Source organism: Vibrio diabolicus, from assembly GCF_011801455.1.
Taxonomy (GTDB): Bacteria; Pseudomonadota; Gammaproteobacteria; order Enterobacterales; family Vibrionaceae; genus Vibrio; species Vibrio diabolicus.
In genome coordinates, this window is record NZ_CP042451.1 from 2,271,207 (window position 1) to 2,286,667 (window position 15,461).

General features: G+C 45.8%; 11 protein-coding genes. 1 reads left to right on the forward strand and 10 read right to left on the reverse strand.

Features of this window, described 5'->3' with window-relative positions:
* Positions 1-16: 16 nt before the first annotated feature.
* The 7 genes from FR741_RS10760 to FR741_RS10790 form a co-directional block, all read right to left on the reverse strand.
* The gene (locus FR741_RS10760) at positions 17-1,015 is read right to left on the reverse strand and encodes a TRAP transporter substrate-binding protein (RefSeq protein ID WP_005390503.1); all 999 of its coding nucleotides are present in this window, start codon (positions 1,013-1,015) and stop codon (positions 17-19) included.
* A gap of 212 nt (positions 1,016-1,227) precedes the next feature.
* On the reverse strand, positions 1,228-2,697 hold the full coding sequence (locus FR741_RS10765) for a protein adenylyltransferase SelO (protein WP_167426780.1): 1,470 nt from the start codon (positions 2,695-2,697) through the stop codon (positions 1,228-1,230).
* Positions 2,698-2,873: 176 nt separating this feature from the next.
* The gene (locus FR741_RS10770) at positions 2,874-3,686 is read right to left on the reverse strand and encodes a hypothetical protein (protein ID WP_005390499.1); all 813 of its coding nucleotides are present in this window, start codon (positions 3,684-3,686) and stop codon (positions 2,874-2,876) included.
* A gap of 174 nt (positions 3,687-3,860) precedes the next feature.
* Positions 3,861-6,845: a M6 family metalloprotease domain-containing protein gene (locus tag FR741_RS10775; protein WP_167426781.1), complete on the reverse strand. Its 2,985-nt coding sequence runs from the start codon at positions 6,843-6,845 to the stop codon at positions 3,861-3,863.
* Positions 6,846-7,201: 356 nt separating this feature from the next.
* Positions 7,202-8,569 (reverse strand): TrkH family potassium uptake protein, encoded by a 1,368-nt coding sequence (locus tag FR741_RS10780; protein ID WP_167426782.1) that lies wholly within the window; start codon positions 8,567-8,569, stop codon positions 7,202-7,204.
* Positions 8,566-9,228, reverse strand: a complete 663-nt coding sequence (locus FR741_RS10785) for a potassium channel family protein (RefSeq protein WP_167426783.1) — start codon at positions 9,226-9,228, stop codon at positions 8,566-8,568. The genes FR741_RS10780 and FR741_RS10785 overlap by 4 nt, the downstream gene beginning before the upstream one ends.
* Positions 9,229-9,481: 253 nt before the next feature.
* Positions 9,482-10,690, reverse strand: coding sequence for a DEAD/DEAH box helicase (locus FR741_RS10790; RefSeq protein ID WP_046874220.1), 1,209 nt, complete (start codon positions 10,688-10,690; stop codon positions 9,482-9,484).
* A 176-nt stretch (positions 10,691-10,866) separates the two neighbouring features.
* Here FR741_RS10790 and FR741_RS10795 point away from each other — a divergent pair, with 176 nt between their 5' ends.
* A complete protein-coding gene (locus tag FR741_RS10795; RefSeq protein ID WP_082244850.1) occupies positions 10,867-12,171 on the forward strand; it encodes a hemolysin family protein in 1,305 nt (434 codons plus the stop codon).
* 9 nt (positions 12,172-12,180) lie between these two features.
* Here FR741_RS10795 and FR741_RS10800 read toward each other — a convergent pair whose 3' ends face one another.
* The 3 genes from FR741_RS10800 to FR741_RS10810 all read right to left on the reverse strand — a co-directional run bounded on the left by FR741_RS10800 (position 12,181) and on the right by FR741_RS10810 (position 15,461).
* The gene (locus FR741_RS10800; RefSeq protein WP_079855598.1) at positions 12,181-12,921 is read right to left on the reverse strand and encodes a transglycosylase SLT domain-containing protein; all 741 of its coding nucleotides are present in this window, start codon (positions 12,919-12,921) and stop codon (positions 12,181-12,183) included.
* Positions 12,922-13,141: 220 nt separating this feature from the next.
* On the reverse strand, positions 13,142-14,386 hold the full coding sequence (locus FR741_RS10805; RefSeq protein WP_167426784.1) for an NAD(P)/FAD-dependent oxidoreductase: 1,245 nt from the start codon (positions 14,384-14,386) through the stop codon (positions 13,142-13,144).
* A gap of 7 nt (positions 14,387-14,393) precedes the next feature.
* The gene (locus FR741_RS10810; protein WP_167426785.1) at positions 14,394-15,461 is read right to left on the reverse strand and encodes a methyltransferase; all 1,068 of its coding nucleotides are present in this window, start codon (positions 15,459-15,461) and stop codon (positions 14,394-14,396) included.

Consider the following 15,461-nt stretch of genomic DNA (forward strand, 5'->3'; position numbering starts at 1 on the left):
GCGTGCTAGGCGTTTATTATTTTTGGTTAGAAGCCAAAGCGGCTTCAATTAGGTCAGAACCAATGTCTTTTTCAAACTTCTTCCATACTGGCTGAAGTGCAGTGACCCATTCTTGGCGCTGCTCTGGCGTTAACGTGCGAACCACACCACCAGCTTCGATGATGTTGTTTTTGTTCGCAAGGTTCACTTTGGTCGACTCAGCATTACGCTGCGCTGTCACCTCTTGGATGATTGTGTTTAGCTGCTCGCGCTGATCGTCTGGTAAGTTTTTCCAGAAGTCGTTTGACGTCACCACTAGGTAATCCAGAATCCCGTGGTTCGTTTCCGTAATGCCATCTTGAACTTCGAAGAACTTTTTGCCGTAGATGTTTGACCAAGTATTTTCTTGACCATCAATAACCTTAGTTTGCAGGCCACCGTACACTTCTTTGAATGACATTTTTTGCGGGTTTGCGCCTAGCTGTTCAAACTGAGCAACGAGAACGTCAGAAGCTTGAACACGGAACTTAAGCCCTTCAGCATCGGCTGGAGAAATGAGCGGCTTGTTGGCTGACATTTGCTTCATGCCATTATGCCAAAACGCAATACCTTGTAGGCCACGTCGTTTCATTGAGTTTTTCAGCTTTTCACCGGCTTCAGAGTTTTGGAAGCGGTCAACAGCGTCGACATCGTCGAATAAGAAAGGCAGATCGAAAAGGCGGTACTTTTTGGTGAATTTCTCAAACTTAGAAAGAGAAGGTGCAGCGAGTTGAACATCACCATTTAGTAGTGCTTCCAACACCTTATCATCATCGTAAAGCGTTGAGTTCGGAAACACCTGCATACAGACTTTACCGTTCATCTCTTCGTTAACGCGTTTTTCAAGTAACGAAGCCGCAATACCTTTTGGGTGTTTGTCCGCGTTCGTTACATGGCTGAACTTGATGACCGTTTCACCTGGGTCACAATTCGCGGCAGCGTTAAAGCTCGTTACAGCAAGCGCAGAGACAGATAGTAGAGTTAGAGGCTTAAACATTATTATTCTCCTTGTTGAATCACATCCCATCCCGTCCATGAATAACTAGGTATTAGGCGATGGGTACGGATGTTCAACAAAGAGCAATTAATGGACCATGTTAAAATTCATATGTATTTCAACAAATTAACAAAGCCCATTAACATGAACACTGAGTATAACGAGTGAATTCCACCCAAGAAAAAGATTCAAATGGGTGGGAAATGACCCATTTATGAAGAACAGCTTATCTCCATTTTCTTCCCCCATTCTGGTGGCAATTTCGCGTAATCATCAAACTCGGGCTGCTCATCAAATGGGCGCTTTAACAGTTCGGCCAATCGGTGTAATTCGCTAAAGTCCCCTTCTTCCGCTTTATCAATCGCCAACTGAGCCAAGTAGTTACGCAAGATGTATTTGGGATTGGCTTGACGCATCTGTTCGCAACGTTGTTCGGCTGAAATCAGATCCCCTAGTTCATCAACCTCTAGTTCACATCGAGCTAAGTACAGATCAAGCCAAGCTCGCGCAGCTTCTCGGTCAAGAAACAAGTCGATTACGGCTTGAGAAGAATCAGTATCAAGATTTGAAAGCGTTCTAAAGAAGCGAGTGTAATCCGTGTTATTTTGGTGAAGGAGCTCAAACATTGCTTCAAATAAACGTCCATCTTCCGCGATCTTGGTTTTTAAACCCAACTTCTCACGCATTAGGCGGCTGAACTGCTGACTCAACCGGACTTCAAATTGACTCAACGATGCTTCTAAATCTTCTCGCTCAACGAGTGGCGATAGCGCATGCGCGAGTGCTGATAGGTTCCAAAGCGCAATTCTTGGCTGTTGGTCAAATGCATAACGGCCTTGGTAGTCGGAATGATTACAAATATATCCCGGCTCATAATCATCAAGAAAACCAAACGGGCCGTAATCAAACGTTTGACCAAGGATCGACATGTTATCGGTGTTCATTACCCCATGAGCAAACCCATACGCTTGCCAATAAGCAATCATGTCCGCTGTTTTCTGAACAATTTCACCAAACATTGCAGCGTATGGCTTCTCTGCCGATGCACAATCAGCAAAATGCCACTCGATCACTTTGTCCGCCAGCAACTTTTGCTCTGCCAATTGATTGGTATAGAAAAAATGCTCGAAATGGCCAAAACGCACGTGGGTCTCCGCCATACGAATCAACATTGCGCCGAATTCTGTTTTCTCGCGATAAACCGGCGTGTCACCGACCATCATGCCAAGAGCACGAGTCGTCGGGATCCCAAGCCCTGCCATGGCTTCACTACATAGATACTCACGAATGGTTGAGCGCAACACCGCCCTGCCGTCCCCCATTCGCGAGTAGGGGGTTAGCCCCGCGCCTTTAAGGTGAAGATCAAACCAAGTGCCATCTTGATGCTCAATTTCCGCCAACAGCAATCCACGTCCATCGCCCAAATCTGGGTTGTAAACGCCAAACTGATGTCCTGCGTATTTCATCGCCAGAGGGCGAAACGGTTCGAATTCGCTTTGCCCAGAAAAAACCGCCAATAGCTCATCGCTTTGCTCTGCTGGTAAACCAAACTGCTGCGCAAACTCACCATTCCAAGCGACCCAACGAGTGTTATCCAAGGGTTGTGGCTCGACCAAAGTATAGAAAGCTGACGGTAATTGACTGAAGCGATGGGTGAAACTGACCCGTTGCCAAATGGACATTTGGGGTTCCTTAATAAAAAGAAGTACTGCTGTCAGTATACGTGTGAACGTCACTGTCATTCAGCCATGAAATGGGCATGGGTATTTTGCGTGAATAACGCGAAGGCGGTAGGAAGGTATTAACCCGCTGCATACCACCTCACAAACGGAAGTGGCATGTAAAAGCGATCAAATGATTAAGCGGAAAACTCTTCACCCGTTTTTGGTGGCTCTGATGGTGTATCAAAACGAGCGCGTTCAATGTCCACGACCGTTTTATAGCTCAACGATAACAAAGCCAACTGGTACGCACCGAAAATACCATAAGCAACACCCACAAGACTCAGCATGAAGAGGTTAGTAAAGTGACTAAAGATAAGCTGACTGAGCAATCCCGCGCCCAATGGAATTAAGCCCATCAAAATGAATACTTGTTTGTTGTATGGTCTGCTTTGGTTCCACGAACGACGCAAGCTGCGCGGCTGATGATCCATTGCGGTCGCAGGCAATACAAATGACCAGCGCGCCATCACCCAATAGCCCGGAATGCTTGCAACCGTTGTGATAAACGCCATGGCGACAAAATCAGGTTCACCACTTTCTGCAATATAGAGAAACGACAACACAAAGATTGGGATACCAATGACGAGCATCATCATCAACCCAAATAATATCCACCAGCCAATGAAACGGAATTCTCTGGCTGACAAGCGAAATACATCCAACGCTGAGTGCATGTAATCGCCAACCAAATAAATTCGGTGTACACGTACAGCCGCCATCGCGGCAACAAGTGGGTATAAAATGATTGTGACGAAATAAAATCCCGCGATGTTTCCTTCTTGAGCGTTCGCTTGATCTTGCCCCGTCATTTCAGGATACATAAACACAAAAATTGAGTGCACGATGATCAATGGAATACAGGCAATGACAATTGCGAGTAGGTTCCTTCTGACCATCACTGCTGCTTCTCGGCATATTGCCGAAACAGAAAAGTCCTCGGTTGACATACAACATCCTTAATTTATAAAAATCTGCCCATAGGGTAACCGCTGAATAGAAAAATCGCTTTAAAAATAATGAGAAACACATCTCATAAGATAATGAGAGACACTAGGAAGTAAAACAGGCACAAAAAATAAGCCACTCAATGTGAGTGGCTTATACCGTAATTCGATATCGTTTTAGACGCGGCGTCGCCAGCCCAATGCAACAAGTAACATCAGAGCCCAATAAGAAACACTGCCACTACCTTCAGAGTTCTTGAATGTCGTTGTTTTCAAAGAAGCGACAACCGTCACGGTCACTTCACCTATTGCGGTAGCACCGTTGCCATCTGAAACCGTATATTGCAGCTTGATGTTATCAACCGCACTATCCGGAGCTTGAAAACGAATTTTGCCATTTTCTACACTCGCACTTCCCACGCCCGTTAGGTTCTGTACGCTTTCTACAACCAGTTTATCGCCATTCACATCCGAATCATTGCCAGCAGCATCAATCACAATGCTTTCACCAACGGCAACGGTCGCCGTATCTGCTAACGTGACTGGCGCTGCGTTTTGCATGGTTAAATTGACGGTAGCACTGGAGGTTTCATTACTTGGATCAGTAACGGTTAGACGGAATGTCAGAACCTCACCCGCTTTTATACCTTGAGGCACTGTAAAGCTTGCCGTAGCACTGGTCGAATTTCCGATAGAAACTGAAGTACCAGCCAATTGCTCCCATCGGTAGTTCAACACATCGCCATCCGCATCTGTGCTGTTTGCCGCCGACAACGTTACTTTCTGTCCAGCAGTAATCTCCTGGCTATCCACATCGATGAGCGCTTTTGGTGCTTCATTACTACCAAGTACTTCGACCTGCACGCTCACAACCGAAGACGAATACACGCCATCCGTAGACAGCAAACGATATTGGAAGCTGTCCAAACCAACAAAGTTAGCGTCAGGTTGGTATTGGTTGCCAGAAATAGTGCCATGCTCAGGCTTCTGCACAATGTCCACATTGAACTGATACCCTATGGCCATGAAATCATTGTCCATCAGGTTCAGATCGATTGGCGTGTTCTTATCGGTTTGCAGTGAATCAGCTTTCGCTTCAACAATGTTGTTCGCCTCCACATTCAAGAGCGCTGCAAACGGAACATAAGAGAACCCGGCTTGCTCTAAACCAAACGTACCTATCTCGTTGTAATTACCAGTCCACATTACAGGCAGGGATGATTTTTCAGTTTTTAGTAAGCGGCCAAAGTCAAAGTTCGATTCAAATTCACCGCCTTCTAATTCCACTACTAACAGGTGCTGACCCGCACTTAATTGGCTCGGTTGAGGGAATAAAATTCGGGATGGCTTTTGGAAGCTACCTTGCTGTAAAAGTTCAGCATTGTTCTGATCCAATATTAATCGGTAGCCCACGTTACCTGAGAATGGGAATCGCCATACTCGATAAGTCATGTCACTTTGAGCGCTATTGCTTTGCGCGTAAAGTTGAAGACCATCAAGCTTTGTCTCAGCATTCAAATCCAATGATACCGCCAGGGTGTTACTGCCACTTGCGTACACATAACCTTGGTGAAGAGAGTTCAACCATGCCGATTTATTTGGCTCGTTTATATGCTCAAGAGAAAAACTGCCGCCGTTGGTATTGCTGGCAATGTTGGAAATACGAACCCCAGTATCAAACCCGGCGATCGCTCTCAGACCCGGGGTCGATGTATCTGAAATGACATTGCCACCATTAGGATACAAATCGCCGGCATCACTGCTTCCATCATGTTCTAACTCATTCAGACCATCGGCCTGCATGATTTGAACCTGCATCGCGCCAACATCGTTAAAGCGATTCTGGACATTAACCGACGTCGCTAGTATGCCTTCTGCCGCCAATGCTCGGTCGTAACCGCTAAAGGTACGGTTTTCCAAATAAACGCGTGGGCCAAACTCTTTCAAGTATGGGTCGAGATACACCAGTTTGACATCGTCGTTGTTCACGGAAATAGGCATCGGGCTTTCATGAGTGATCGTTGGTACTACGAAACCAGCGGCGTGTTTGCTCCACGCACTCATGTTCACTGGCGTGTCTCCTGCGTATGAGTCTCCCGGTTTCTGTGCCCATGAACCACCGCCCATCACGCCCCAAGAACCGATCGAGGCATCACTGTTCCTTGCGTACAAATCCGGCAAGCCAAGCATTAAGTGGCCAAGCTCATGTACAATCACGCCTAACGTCGCTTGATGATCAACTTGGTAGTCAGCAAACACACAATAATCGGCAATTTTTTTGCCATCTAGGGTCACATCATCGTGAGAGAATTTATGCGGCCAAATAGAAGGGCGATCAAGGAATCCGGTTGAACGGTCGCCACCAGCAAAGATAAACATCACCGACAACTCTGAAGGTTCAACGGTTCCATTTTGATTGCTGTCGTAAGCCGAAAGGTTAAAGTATGGATCCAGTTTTTGATACGCTTCGGTGAAGACCGCATTCAACTTGGCAGTGCAAGTCTTGTCAGTTGAGCTAGAGTGGCAATTGGGGTGGCTTTGCGCCACGGTCAAATTGATCACACCATCATTCGCGGTACCATAACTCTCAATCGCAGGGACAACTTTGAATTTCCCTTGAGAGTTTTTATCAAAATAATCGACAACGCTTTGGCCATCGGTATTAAACACACGTTGTTCGAAGTCATGCACCATTGCTTGGTCATCAAAGGAGACTTGCACAACCAACAGTGGTTGCTGCTTCACCGATGAGCTACTCATCGCCTGATAACCTTGCGCCGAACGCAATAGATTTTGGCGCGCCATCGGTTCAATGGTTTTTAGAGAAGATAACTGCGGCTTAACTTGTAGATCCGGGCGAAACTTCGCCGATTCAGGCGCATCACTCGATTGAGTTTTAGCAACACCCGTCGAGCGTAACGTTGGGATGTCTGACTCGCGCTGAATCTGTGCAAAAAACCAAATGCCATATTCATGAACCAAGGCATTACCTTGTTTATCTTCAAACCAGTGGAAATCGGCAGTGCCGCGTAAGATTGCCTCACTAGAGGTACCATCGCTCAACGCAATAGTATGCCAAACTGGTGATGGCGGAGTAGTTGCCATGCTCTTACCTGCAAGAAGCGCAGTTAGCATAGTCAAGGCGAGTGTGTTGAATTTCAAAGTACGGCTCCATCTTTTCGATTCGTTTAATACCAAGCACGGCCAGTACACAATCACCCATAAACATAGAATGAGGTTGAGTGGCTAACGACTAAGGCTGGTATCAATTCGCTCAGATAACACAATATTATTTAGCATCACGTTACAAAAGCGTCGGATGCCCAAATACTTTTGTAAGTGTGGCTTCCGAGGGTATAAATTGAGTGAATGAATAGTATCGAAACAAAAGGAAGAAGAAATAAACTTCTGCGACTTTGTAGATAAAATTGGGCAACGTCCCACATATTTTATAAATGTACGAGCACTGCTATTAATCAGTGCTCGTTATGGTCGGTGGGATGCAGATAAACACTACTTTACCCTGTAAGAACGGCGTCTTCTGGGTATTTGATTAAGGTAGGTTCAGGGCGGGCCAACATGTAGGCAAGCGTGAGTGGCCCGATACGACCAATGATCATTACCACGATCATAATGTACTTGCCAGGTTCAGAAAGCTCTGCCGTCAAACCAGCGGTAAGTCCTACCGTCGCAAATGCGGAAATGGTTTCAAACATGACCTTATCAAAGCTTGCCTTCTCTGTGAGCATCAATAAAAACATCGCGCTTGTCAGAATGGCGCCGCTCACAACGATAATGGCGAGTGACTTAGTCACGGTTTGCCAGTTTACGGTTCGTTTAAACATAACCACGTGTTTCTTTTGGCGCAAAAAGGTCCACGTAGCCATGAACGCAACGGCAAATGTGGAAACCTTAATACCGCCCCCCGTTGAGGTGGACCCAGCACCAATCAACATCAAAACAATCATGATCAATAAAGCTGGCTGGGTAAACTGCGCCAAGTCGACACTGTTGAATCCGGCCGTTCGAGCACTAGCGGATTGGAAGAATGCCGCCAACCATTGACCCGCCAAAGGTAACGATTCCATTGTATTTGGATTACTCCGCTCGAGTAACCAAAACATCACCGTCCCAACAAAGAGCAATATCGGAGTCGCGATAAGCATGATTTTGGTATGAAGATGCAAAAAGTGGAAACCTTTACGCCAGTTCAGCCAGATGTCTCCGACAACAGTAAAACCAAGCCCACCAAAAATGAATAACCCGGCCAGGGTAAAGATGACCAGCGGGTCATTCACAAAGCTCATCATACTGTCTGAAAACAGAGCAAACCCTGCGTTGTTAAACGCAGAAATCGCATGAAATAACGCGTAAAGCATGCCAGTTTGCCAGCCCACTTCAGGAACCCAACGAACGGAAAGGAAAATAAACCCAATAGATTCCGCGACAAGCGCAAAAATCACAATCCGCTTCACCAGTCGGTTTAAATTGACCTGTCGGTCTTGCCCTAGTGCTTCTTTCGCTAACGCCTGCTGGCGTAAGCTTAAACGCACACCAAACATATAGAGTAAAACCGCCGACAACGTCATCTGCCCCAACCCACCGATTTGCATTAAAAGCATCAGCAAGATCTTCCCGGCTAACGTAAAGTGCTGCCCGGTATCGACAACACCAAGCCCTGTCACACTTATGGCGGATGTTGCGGTAAACAAAGCGTCCGTTATCGAAAGGCCTGTAACAGAAAAAACTGGCAAGGTTAACAGCACGGCAGAAGGCAGCAACACACCGAGAAAACTCAGCAATATAATCCGCGGCTCGTTACCCTTGGCTTTTTCTCGTTTACCATCTGGCGCGTAAAAAACGCCTTTTTGATGAAACTGCGTCATAGTGATTTTAATTTATTTGCCAGCGCATCTTGCGGGCCAACCACAATAATGAGATCGCCAATTTCCAGCTTGGTATTAAGGTCTGGCGCCTTGGTAATTTCTGGGCCCCGTTTAAACCCGAGTACTTGCACACCGTCGACTTTGCACAGTGCGAGGTCACTTAATGTCTTACCCATCCAACGAGATCCAATCACAAACTCCGTCATGGCCAAGCCACTACCTAAAGGGTGGAACTCAAGAACCCGTTTATCGAGCATTTTACGCGCGACACGTATCCCCATGTCACGTTCAGGCATGATAATGTGGTCCGCACCAATCTTTTGCAGGACACGCGCTTGAAATCGATCGTTGGCTTTAACCCATACTGACTTCACTCCCGCTTCTTTGGCGATCAGTGTGGCGAGAATACTAGCGTTAACGTCCGCTCCGATAGCAATCATCACCATGTCGTAATCATCAAGCTTAAGCTCAGCAACCGTCTCTTCGTGAGTACAATTAGCCACAATTGCCTGACTAACAAAACTGGCTGCTTCTTTAACTCTGTCTTCGTTGATATCAACCGCTAAAACTTGAGCTCCTGAATCTTGTAGCTCTTTACACACTACCAAACCAAATCGGCCAAGACCAATAACGGCGAATTGCTTATCACCTGTTTTCATTTATGCCTCATCTTATGCATTCACTAGCAAGCAAAAAAGTCTGCGCCCATTCCTAACCTTGTGCAAACCTGAGGACAGAGAATTGACAAAAGCTTTACGAAAGCTGACTCACTTTGAGTGTTAAGCGTATGACATAAATTAACTTTTTTCCTCATTACGGCATAAAAGCCAACACTGTCAACCCATGAGTGAATCTCCCTAAAACGCAAAAAGCCGCAACAATGCGGCTTTTGGATCGTAGAGATAAAACAGGCTATTTTGATTCGCGCTTATCGTGCGGTTTACGCTTGTTCTTAGGTACGTAATTTAAAATAGAAATCGGCACTGGCTTTCTTGGTGCAAAGCCGTCAATTTCCACTCGCTCTAGCAAGTGCCCTAAACGGCTCTCGATCATACAAAGGTTTTTAAAGTCATCTTTTGAGACTAATGAGATCGCTTCACCTTGTGCGCCAGCACGACCAGTACGACCAATACGGTGTACATATTCATCCGCTGGATACGGTAAGTCGTAGTTAATAACAACGGGCAAGTTATCGATATCAATACCGCGCGCTGCAACACCAGTTGCGACTAGGTACTGGATTTCACCGGCTTTGAACTTTTCTATTAATTCTTGGCGAACGCGCTGATTACGGCCACTGTGAAACGCTTCAGCCACAATGCCGCGCTTTTCAAGTTGGCTAACAAGCTTGGCAGCACCGTGTTTGGTTTCAATAAATACCAGTACTTGCGACCAGTCGTTTTCTTTGAGCATGTGACTTAACAGCGACGACTTCATGTCCTTATCGACGGTGGTTATCCACTGCTTGATGTTCGACTTAGATGCACTGTGCTTTGCAATCGTGATCTCTTCAGGATCAATAATCGCGTTTTTCGCCAAATCACGAACAGGGTTAGATAGCGTTGCCGAGAACAGCAGGCTTTGAACATGTTCTGGCATGCAATCAACGATCTTATCGATCGCATCGATGAATCCCATGTCCAACATTTTGTCCGCTTCATCAAGCACTAGCATTTCCACTTCATCAAAGTGAATAGCGCGTTGACCGTACAGGTCAATCAAACGTCCCGGCGTACTTACCACAATATCGACACCCTCGATCAAGGCTTGTTTTTGTGGCGCATAATCCACACCACCAAACATCGCCATTGAGCGCAGCGGTAAGTTTTTACCATAAGCTTCAATGCTTTGATGAACCTGAAGCGCAAGTTCGCGTGTGGGCGTAAGAATAATAGCGCGAGCACGTTTTTTACGTTGCGTTTCGCCTTGACTAAGCTTTTCTAAGATTGGTAGAACAAAACTGGCCGTTTTACCTGTCCCCGTTTGTGCTGCAGCAATTAAGTTGCTACCACGCAGTACGATTGGAATGGCTTTTTGTTGGATAGAGGTCGGTTTTTCATAACCTAGCGCTTTTACTGCATCAGTAATCGATGCGCTTAAACCAAGCTTAGAAAATGGCATAGAAACGTCTCAACAGAGGAAATGGGCGCGTAGTGTATCAGAATCCCAGTGAAGTAACAGAAGGATTCATGCGCGTAGAGCCCGATAATAGAGCGCTGCATGATTTACTCGCAACATCACATTTCTTGCGCGTGAATCTAGTTATGCTGCTAACGTGTACATTACTGGGAAACGTTATGGACGTATTACTGCTGGTTGGATTAATCGCACTCAATGGCGCGTTTGCTATGTCAGAGATCGCTCTAGTCGCAGCCAAAAGCGGAAGGCTAAAATTAATTGCAGAACACAACGCCTCTGCCGCTTTAGCGCTCGAACTTAAAAACAATCCGACTCAGTTTCTTTCCACGATCCAAATAGGCATTACAGTCATCGGGCTATTAAGTGGTATTTTTGGTGAAGCAACGCTTTCAGTACCATTCGAAAATTGGTTAGTAACCCAAGGGCTAGAAAGAGAGATAGCAACGGTACTTTCAACGACGAGCGTCGTGCTCATGATCACCTACTTCGCGATTGTGGTGGGAGAACTCGTTCCCAAGCGCTTTGCGCAAAACAACGCAGAAACCATCGCTATTATCGTAGCTTATCCGATCCACTGGCTCGCCAAGCTCACCACTCCTTTTGTCTTCTTATTGACGTTTTCAACCGATACTTTTCTCCGATTATTGCGCCAAAACGACAGCAACGGTGAGATTGTTACCGAGGAGGATATTTTTGCTATTGTTAGCGAAGGCTCTGAGTCCGGTGCGATTGAGCCACAAGAGCAATTGATGATTCGCAACTTACTCCACCTTAACGATCGTTTAGCATTATCGCTAATGACACCACGGTGCGATATCCATTACCTGGATGCCAACCAGCCTATTGATGTCATCCTTACTGACCTTCGCCAAACCCAACACTCCGTATGGCCAGTCTGTAAGGGTAGTTTGGACAATATTATTGGCACCATTTCATCCAAAGTCCTGCTCGATGAATATGACGAATTGTCTATCAGTAAACTGGCTAAACAGCTCAAGCGTCCGCGTTTTGTACCCGAGTCCATGAAAGGGTTACCTCTCCTTAACTACATGCAACAAACCAGTGCGGAAATGGTCTTTATTGTCGATGAGTATGGTGATGTACAAGGCCTAGTAACCCTATACGACTTGTTAAAGTCGATTGCTGGAGAACTGGGCATGGCACCACAGCAAGTGTGGGCCAAGCAACAAAAAGATGGCAGCTGGTTGATGGACGCGTTGATCCCGCTCAATGAGCTCAAGAATAAACTCGAACTGAGCAGCATAGAAGGCGAAGAGCGAGAAGGCTTTCAAACATTAAATGGGCTTTTGACATGGCTTTATGGTCGAGTCCCAAATGTTGGGGAGCACATTCACTACCAAGGTTGGCGATTTGACATACTCCTCGTTAAAAAACATCGCATTATGCAAGTCAGAGTCACCAAAGACATCGATACACCAACCAACAATAGCGAAGTGGAATAAAGCACGGCCCTATCCCATCAAATTGGGCTGTAAACCTTTCTCTAGTTTTTTCCGTACTTTATAGGAAACATCATTAAGCGTGATTTTTCCTGTATTGTGACGATCGATACCCGCATTTTGTCGGTATGCAATCGAGCCTTGCTTGAACAAAACGAAAGAAGACGGTTTGCCAATCGCAGCAGGATAGAGAATTGCCATATACGCATCTTCCAAGCTATTGATTTTATGGCGATATGGCCAGTAATAGGCTTTTACATAGTCAAGTTGCTCGACCGCGCTCATCCTCGCAAGAGTTTTCGTACTCACTCCTAATGACTCAGCGGTAGAGGGCATAAATTGAATTAACCCTGTCGCCCCACTTCCTGAACCATTTTTGATGCTTGGACTGAAGGTTTCAGCGGTTTCAAATGCCATGCAGGCCATCAGATGATTAGGGTTGATCTCCAGCTCTTCACTAATACGAATGACTTTGCATTTGAACTCTGGAGAAACTTTGCCTCCCCACGCCACCGCGTTCTCGGGATCAACAACCGAAGAGACTGTTGACGCGTCGTGTTCTTTGACAATTCGAGAAAGTAAAGGAAGTGTTTGGCGCAGTCGATGGTTCGAACTCACCAAGCGAATTGATTTGGCAAGAAACTTATCTTTTTTTTGGTGCAGTTTTTGGAACTTTACTAATTTATACAGTTGCTTATAAACCGTTTTCACAACGAAGCCGGATTTAGGGAACACTCCCAAAATGTAATCCATTTCCTACACGTTTAATATAAATATCAGCAACAATGAGTATGTATGTGATCATAATCACTATAAATTTTCTCAAATTCGATACACCTCGAAACAAGTGGTCAAGATGTCTCCAGTAAGCTCGAAGTACAAATAAAAAAGTATTGTCGATAATAAAAAAGGTCTTACCAATTTCTCGGTAAGACCTAGGTTTACGCATCCTCAGCTAAGAGAATTTATACTCTTACAGTTCCGCTTCTCGAACCAGCTCAGCGAGCGTCGACAAACGTTGTTCGCTTTGTTTTACGTAAGGGTTGTTTGTATCCCAAGCGTATCCAGCCAAAATCGCGCTAATCATCTGCTTAATACGTGGATTCGGGTTTTGATAGAAGATCACATCTTGCAATGTGCCGCTGTACCACCCCTCTACATAAGTGCGGAATGTGTTCACCCCCACCATCAAGCGTTCCGAATACTCTTCTTGCCAATCAACCACTTCACCATTTAATTGACGAACCACGCAATCGGCCGCAAATTCCGCCGACTTCATGGCTATGGTGACACCCGATGAAAACACAGGATCAAGAAACTCGCCGGCATTACCAAGCAGTGCGTAGTTTTCTGTCGCTAAGCGTTTGACGTTCGCTGAATAGCCACCCAACTCTCCTGCTGGATTTGGGTACTTCGCGTTTCGCAACAAAGAAGCCAACCCCGGCTCTTCATTCGCCAACTGCTGCAAAGCTGCAAGCTTATCCTCTGGGTATCGCTCAAAAAACTCAGGCTCACCCACCACACCAAACGAACATGTACCATTCGAGAATGGAATTAGCCAGTACCATACATCATGATTTTCAGGATGTACGGAAATCAGAATTTTATTACGATCGTACTCTGGCTCTTGTGGAGAGATACGATCTTCAATGTGAGTAAATATCGCTTTTCTTGGAGGAAGACAAGAAGGCTCTTCAAGATCCAACAAGCGTGGCAAAACACGGCCAAAACCACTCGCATCCAAAACAAAATCAGCTTCGATTTGATAGGTCTGTTTATTCGGCCCAACAACTTCTATGCGCGATTTTTTGCCTTCAAACGCCAAGCTAACTAGCTCATGTTGATAACGAATATCGACGCCCTGCTCTGCGGCACTATCGGCGAGCACTTTATCAAAGCTGGCACGTTGCACCTGAAACGTCGTACCCGGCCCTGGGGTATATTTGTCCGTAAAATCGAACTGGGTGTAAACACCATTGCGACGAAATGCAGCGCCATCTTTATGTTGGAAGCCAAACTGCTTTACCGCATTGGTCATTCCGGCTTGCTCGACAACTTCCATACATGCAGGAAGCAGGCTTTCTCCGATAGAGAAACGTGGAAAGGTGGCTTTTTCTATGACAACGACATCTATGCCACGCGATTTTAATAACGCAGAAACGGTGGAGCCAGATGGGCCCGCTCCTACGACGACAACTTGCTTGAGCTCTGTTTTCATTCTGAATTTAGTTTGCTTGTAGTTTTAATAAGGTGTGACCAAGGCCAATGTTGTCGGTTCTTTCGACGACAGATAAACCTGCCGCTTCAACAATTTCTAAGAAATCATCACTGCGATAAAAACGACTATTGCCGTTGGCTAAACAGGTAAAGTAGAGAGAGGTTGCATTAAGACTATAGGAAGCGCCCGCGTATTTTTGGGCATCCCAAAATAGCTCCAATACGTAAATAGTATCTCCCTTCATTAACTGGGCTTTGACTTTTTTAAGGATATTTAGGATCTCAATTGGGGAAAAGCAATCCAAGAACTGGCTCATCCACCATACGTCAGCATGATCAGGCAATGTTTGTGCTTTATCAAGCATGTTGGCAGGGTATGGACGTACACGCTCGGCGAACTGGTTTTCTGAGACATTTGACATCGCCACTTCTAATTGCTGCGGCAAATCGACAATGGTAACTTCAACATCAGGATCATGCTTACAGCACTGAATAGCCCATTTCCCGGTATTTCCGCCAATATCCACGAGGTGCTTTGGCTTGCTTGCAAACACTTCTTTAAGCAGTAATGGAAACGAGCGATCGGAATAGAAGTGATCGAACTTAAACCAACTCTGTTTGGCTTGGTCTGGCAGCGTCGACAGACCTTGATAAATCGTCTCCCAATTGCCCAACTCTTTCAAACCTGAAGGCTTACCTTCTTGAATCGCTTCCGTCAGATGCATCATCGCGGCGTAACAGACATCAGCCGTAAAATCCATGTTTGCGTTCGTCATACCATCGTGAAGAAGGTAAAAACCAAGGTTCGCAAGCGAATAGTTAGGTCTTTCCCATAAAACAATATGTGCGCTAATCGCCATATCCAACAATACTTTGACACCATATTCTGACACGCCCGTTTTCTCGGCAATGTCCGTGGCACTCATGCCTGGTGAACCGGCGCTGTCTAGCGCGGCTAAAATACCTAAATCTCGGAGCGTTCTGGCGGTCTGGAACACGATTGGTGCAAAAGATAACTTCTGAGCTTCTGTTTTTGCTTCAAAAGCATTAAAAGGGTCATTATTTTGATTTAACAC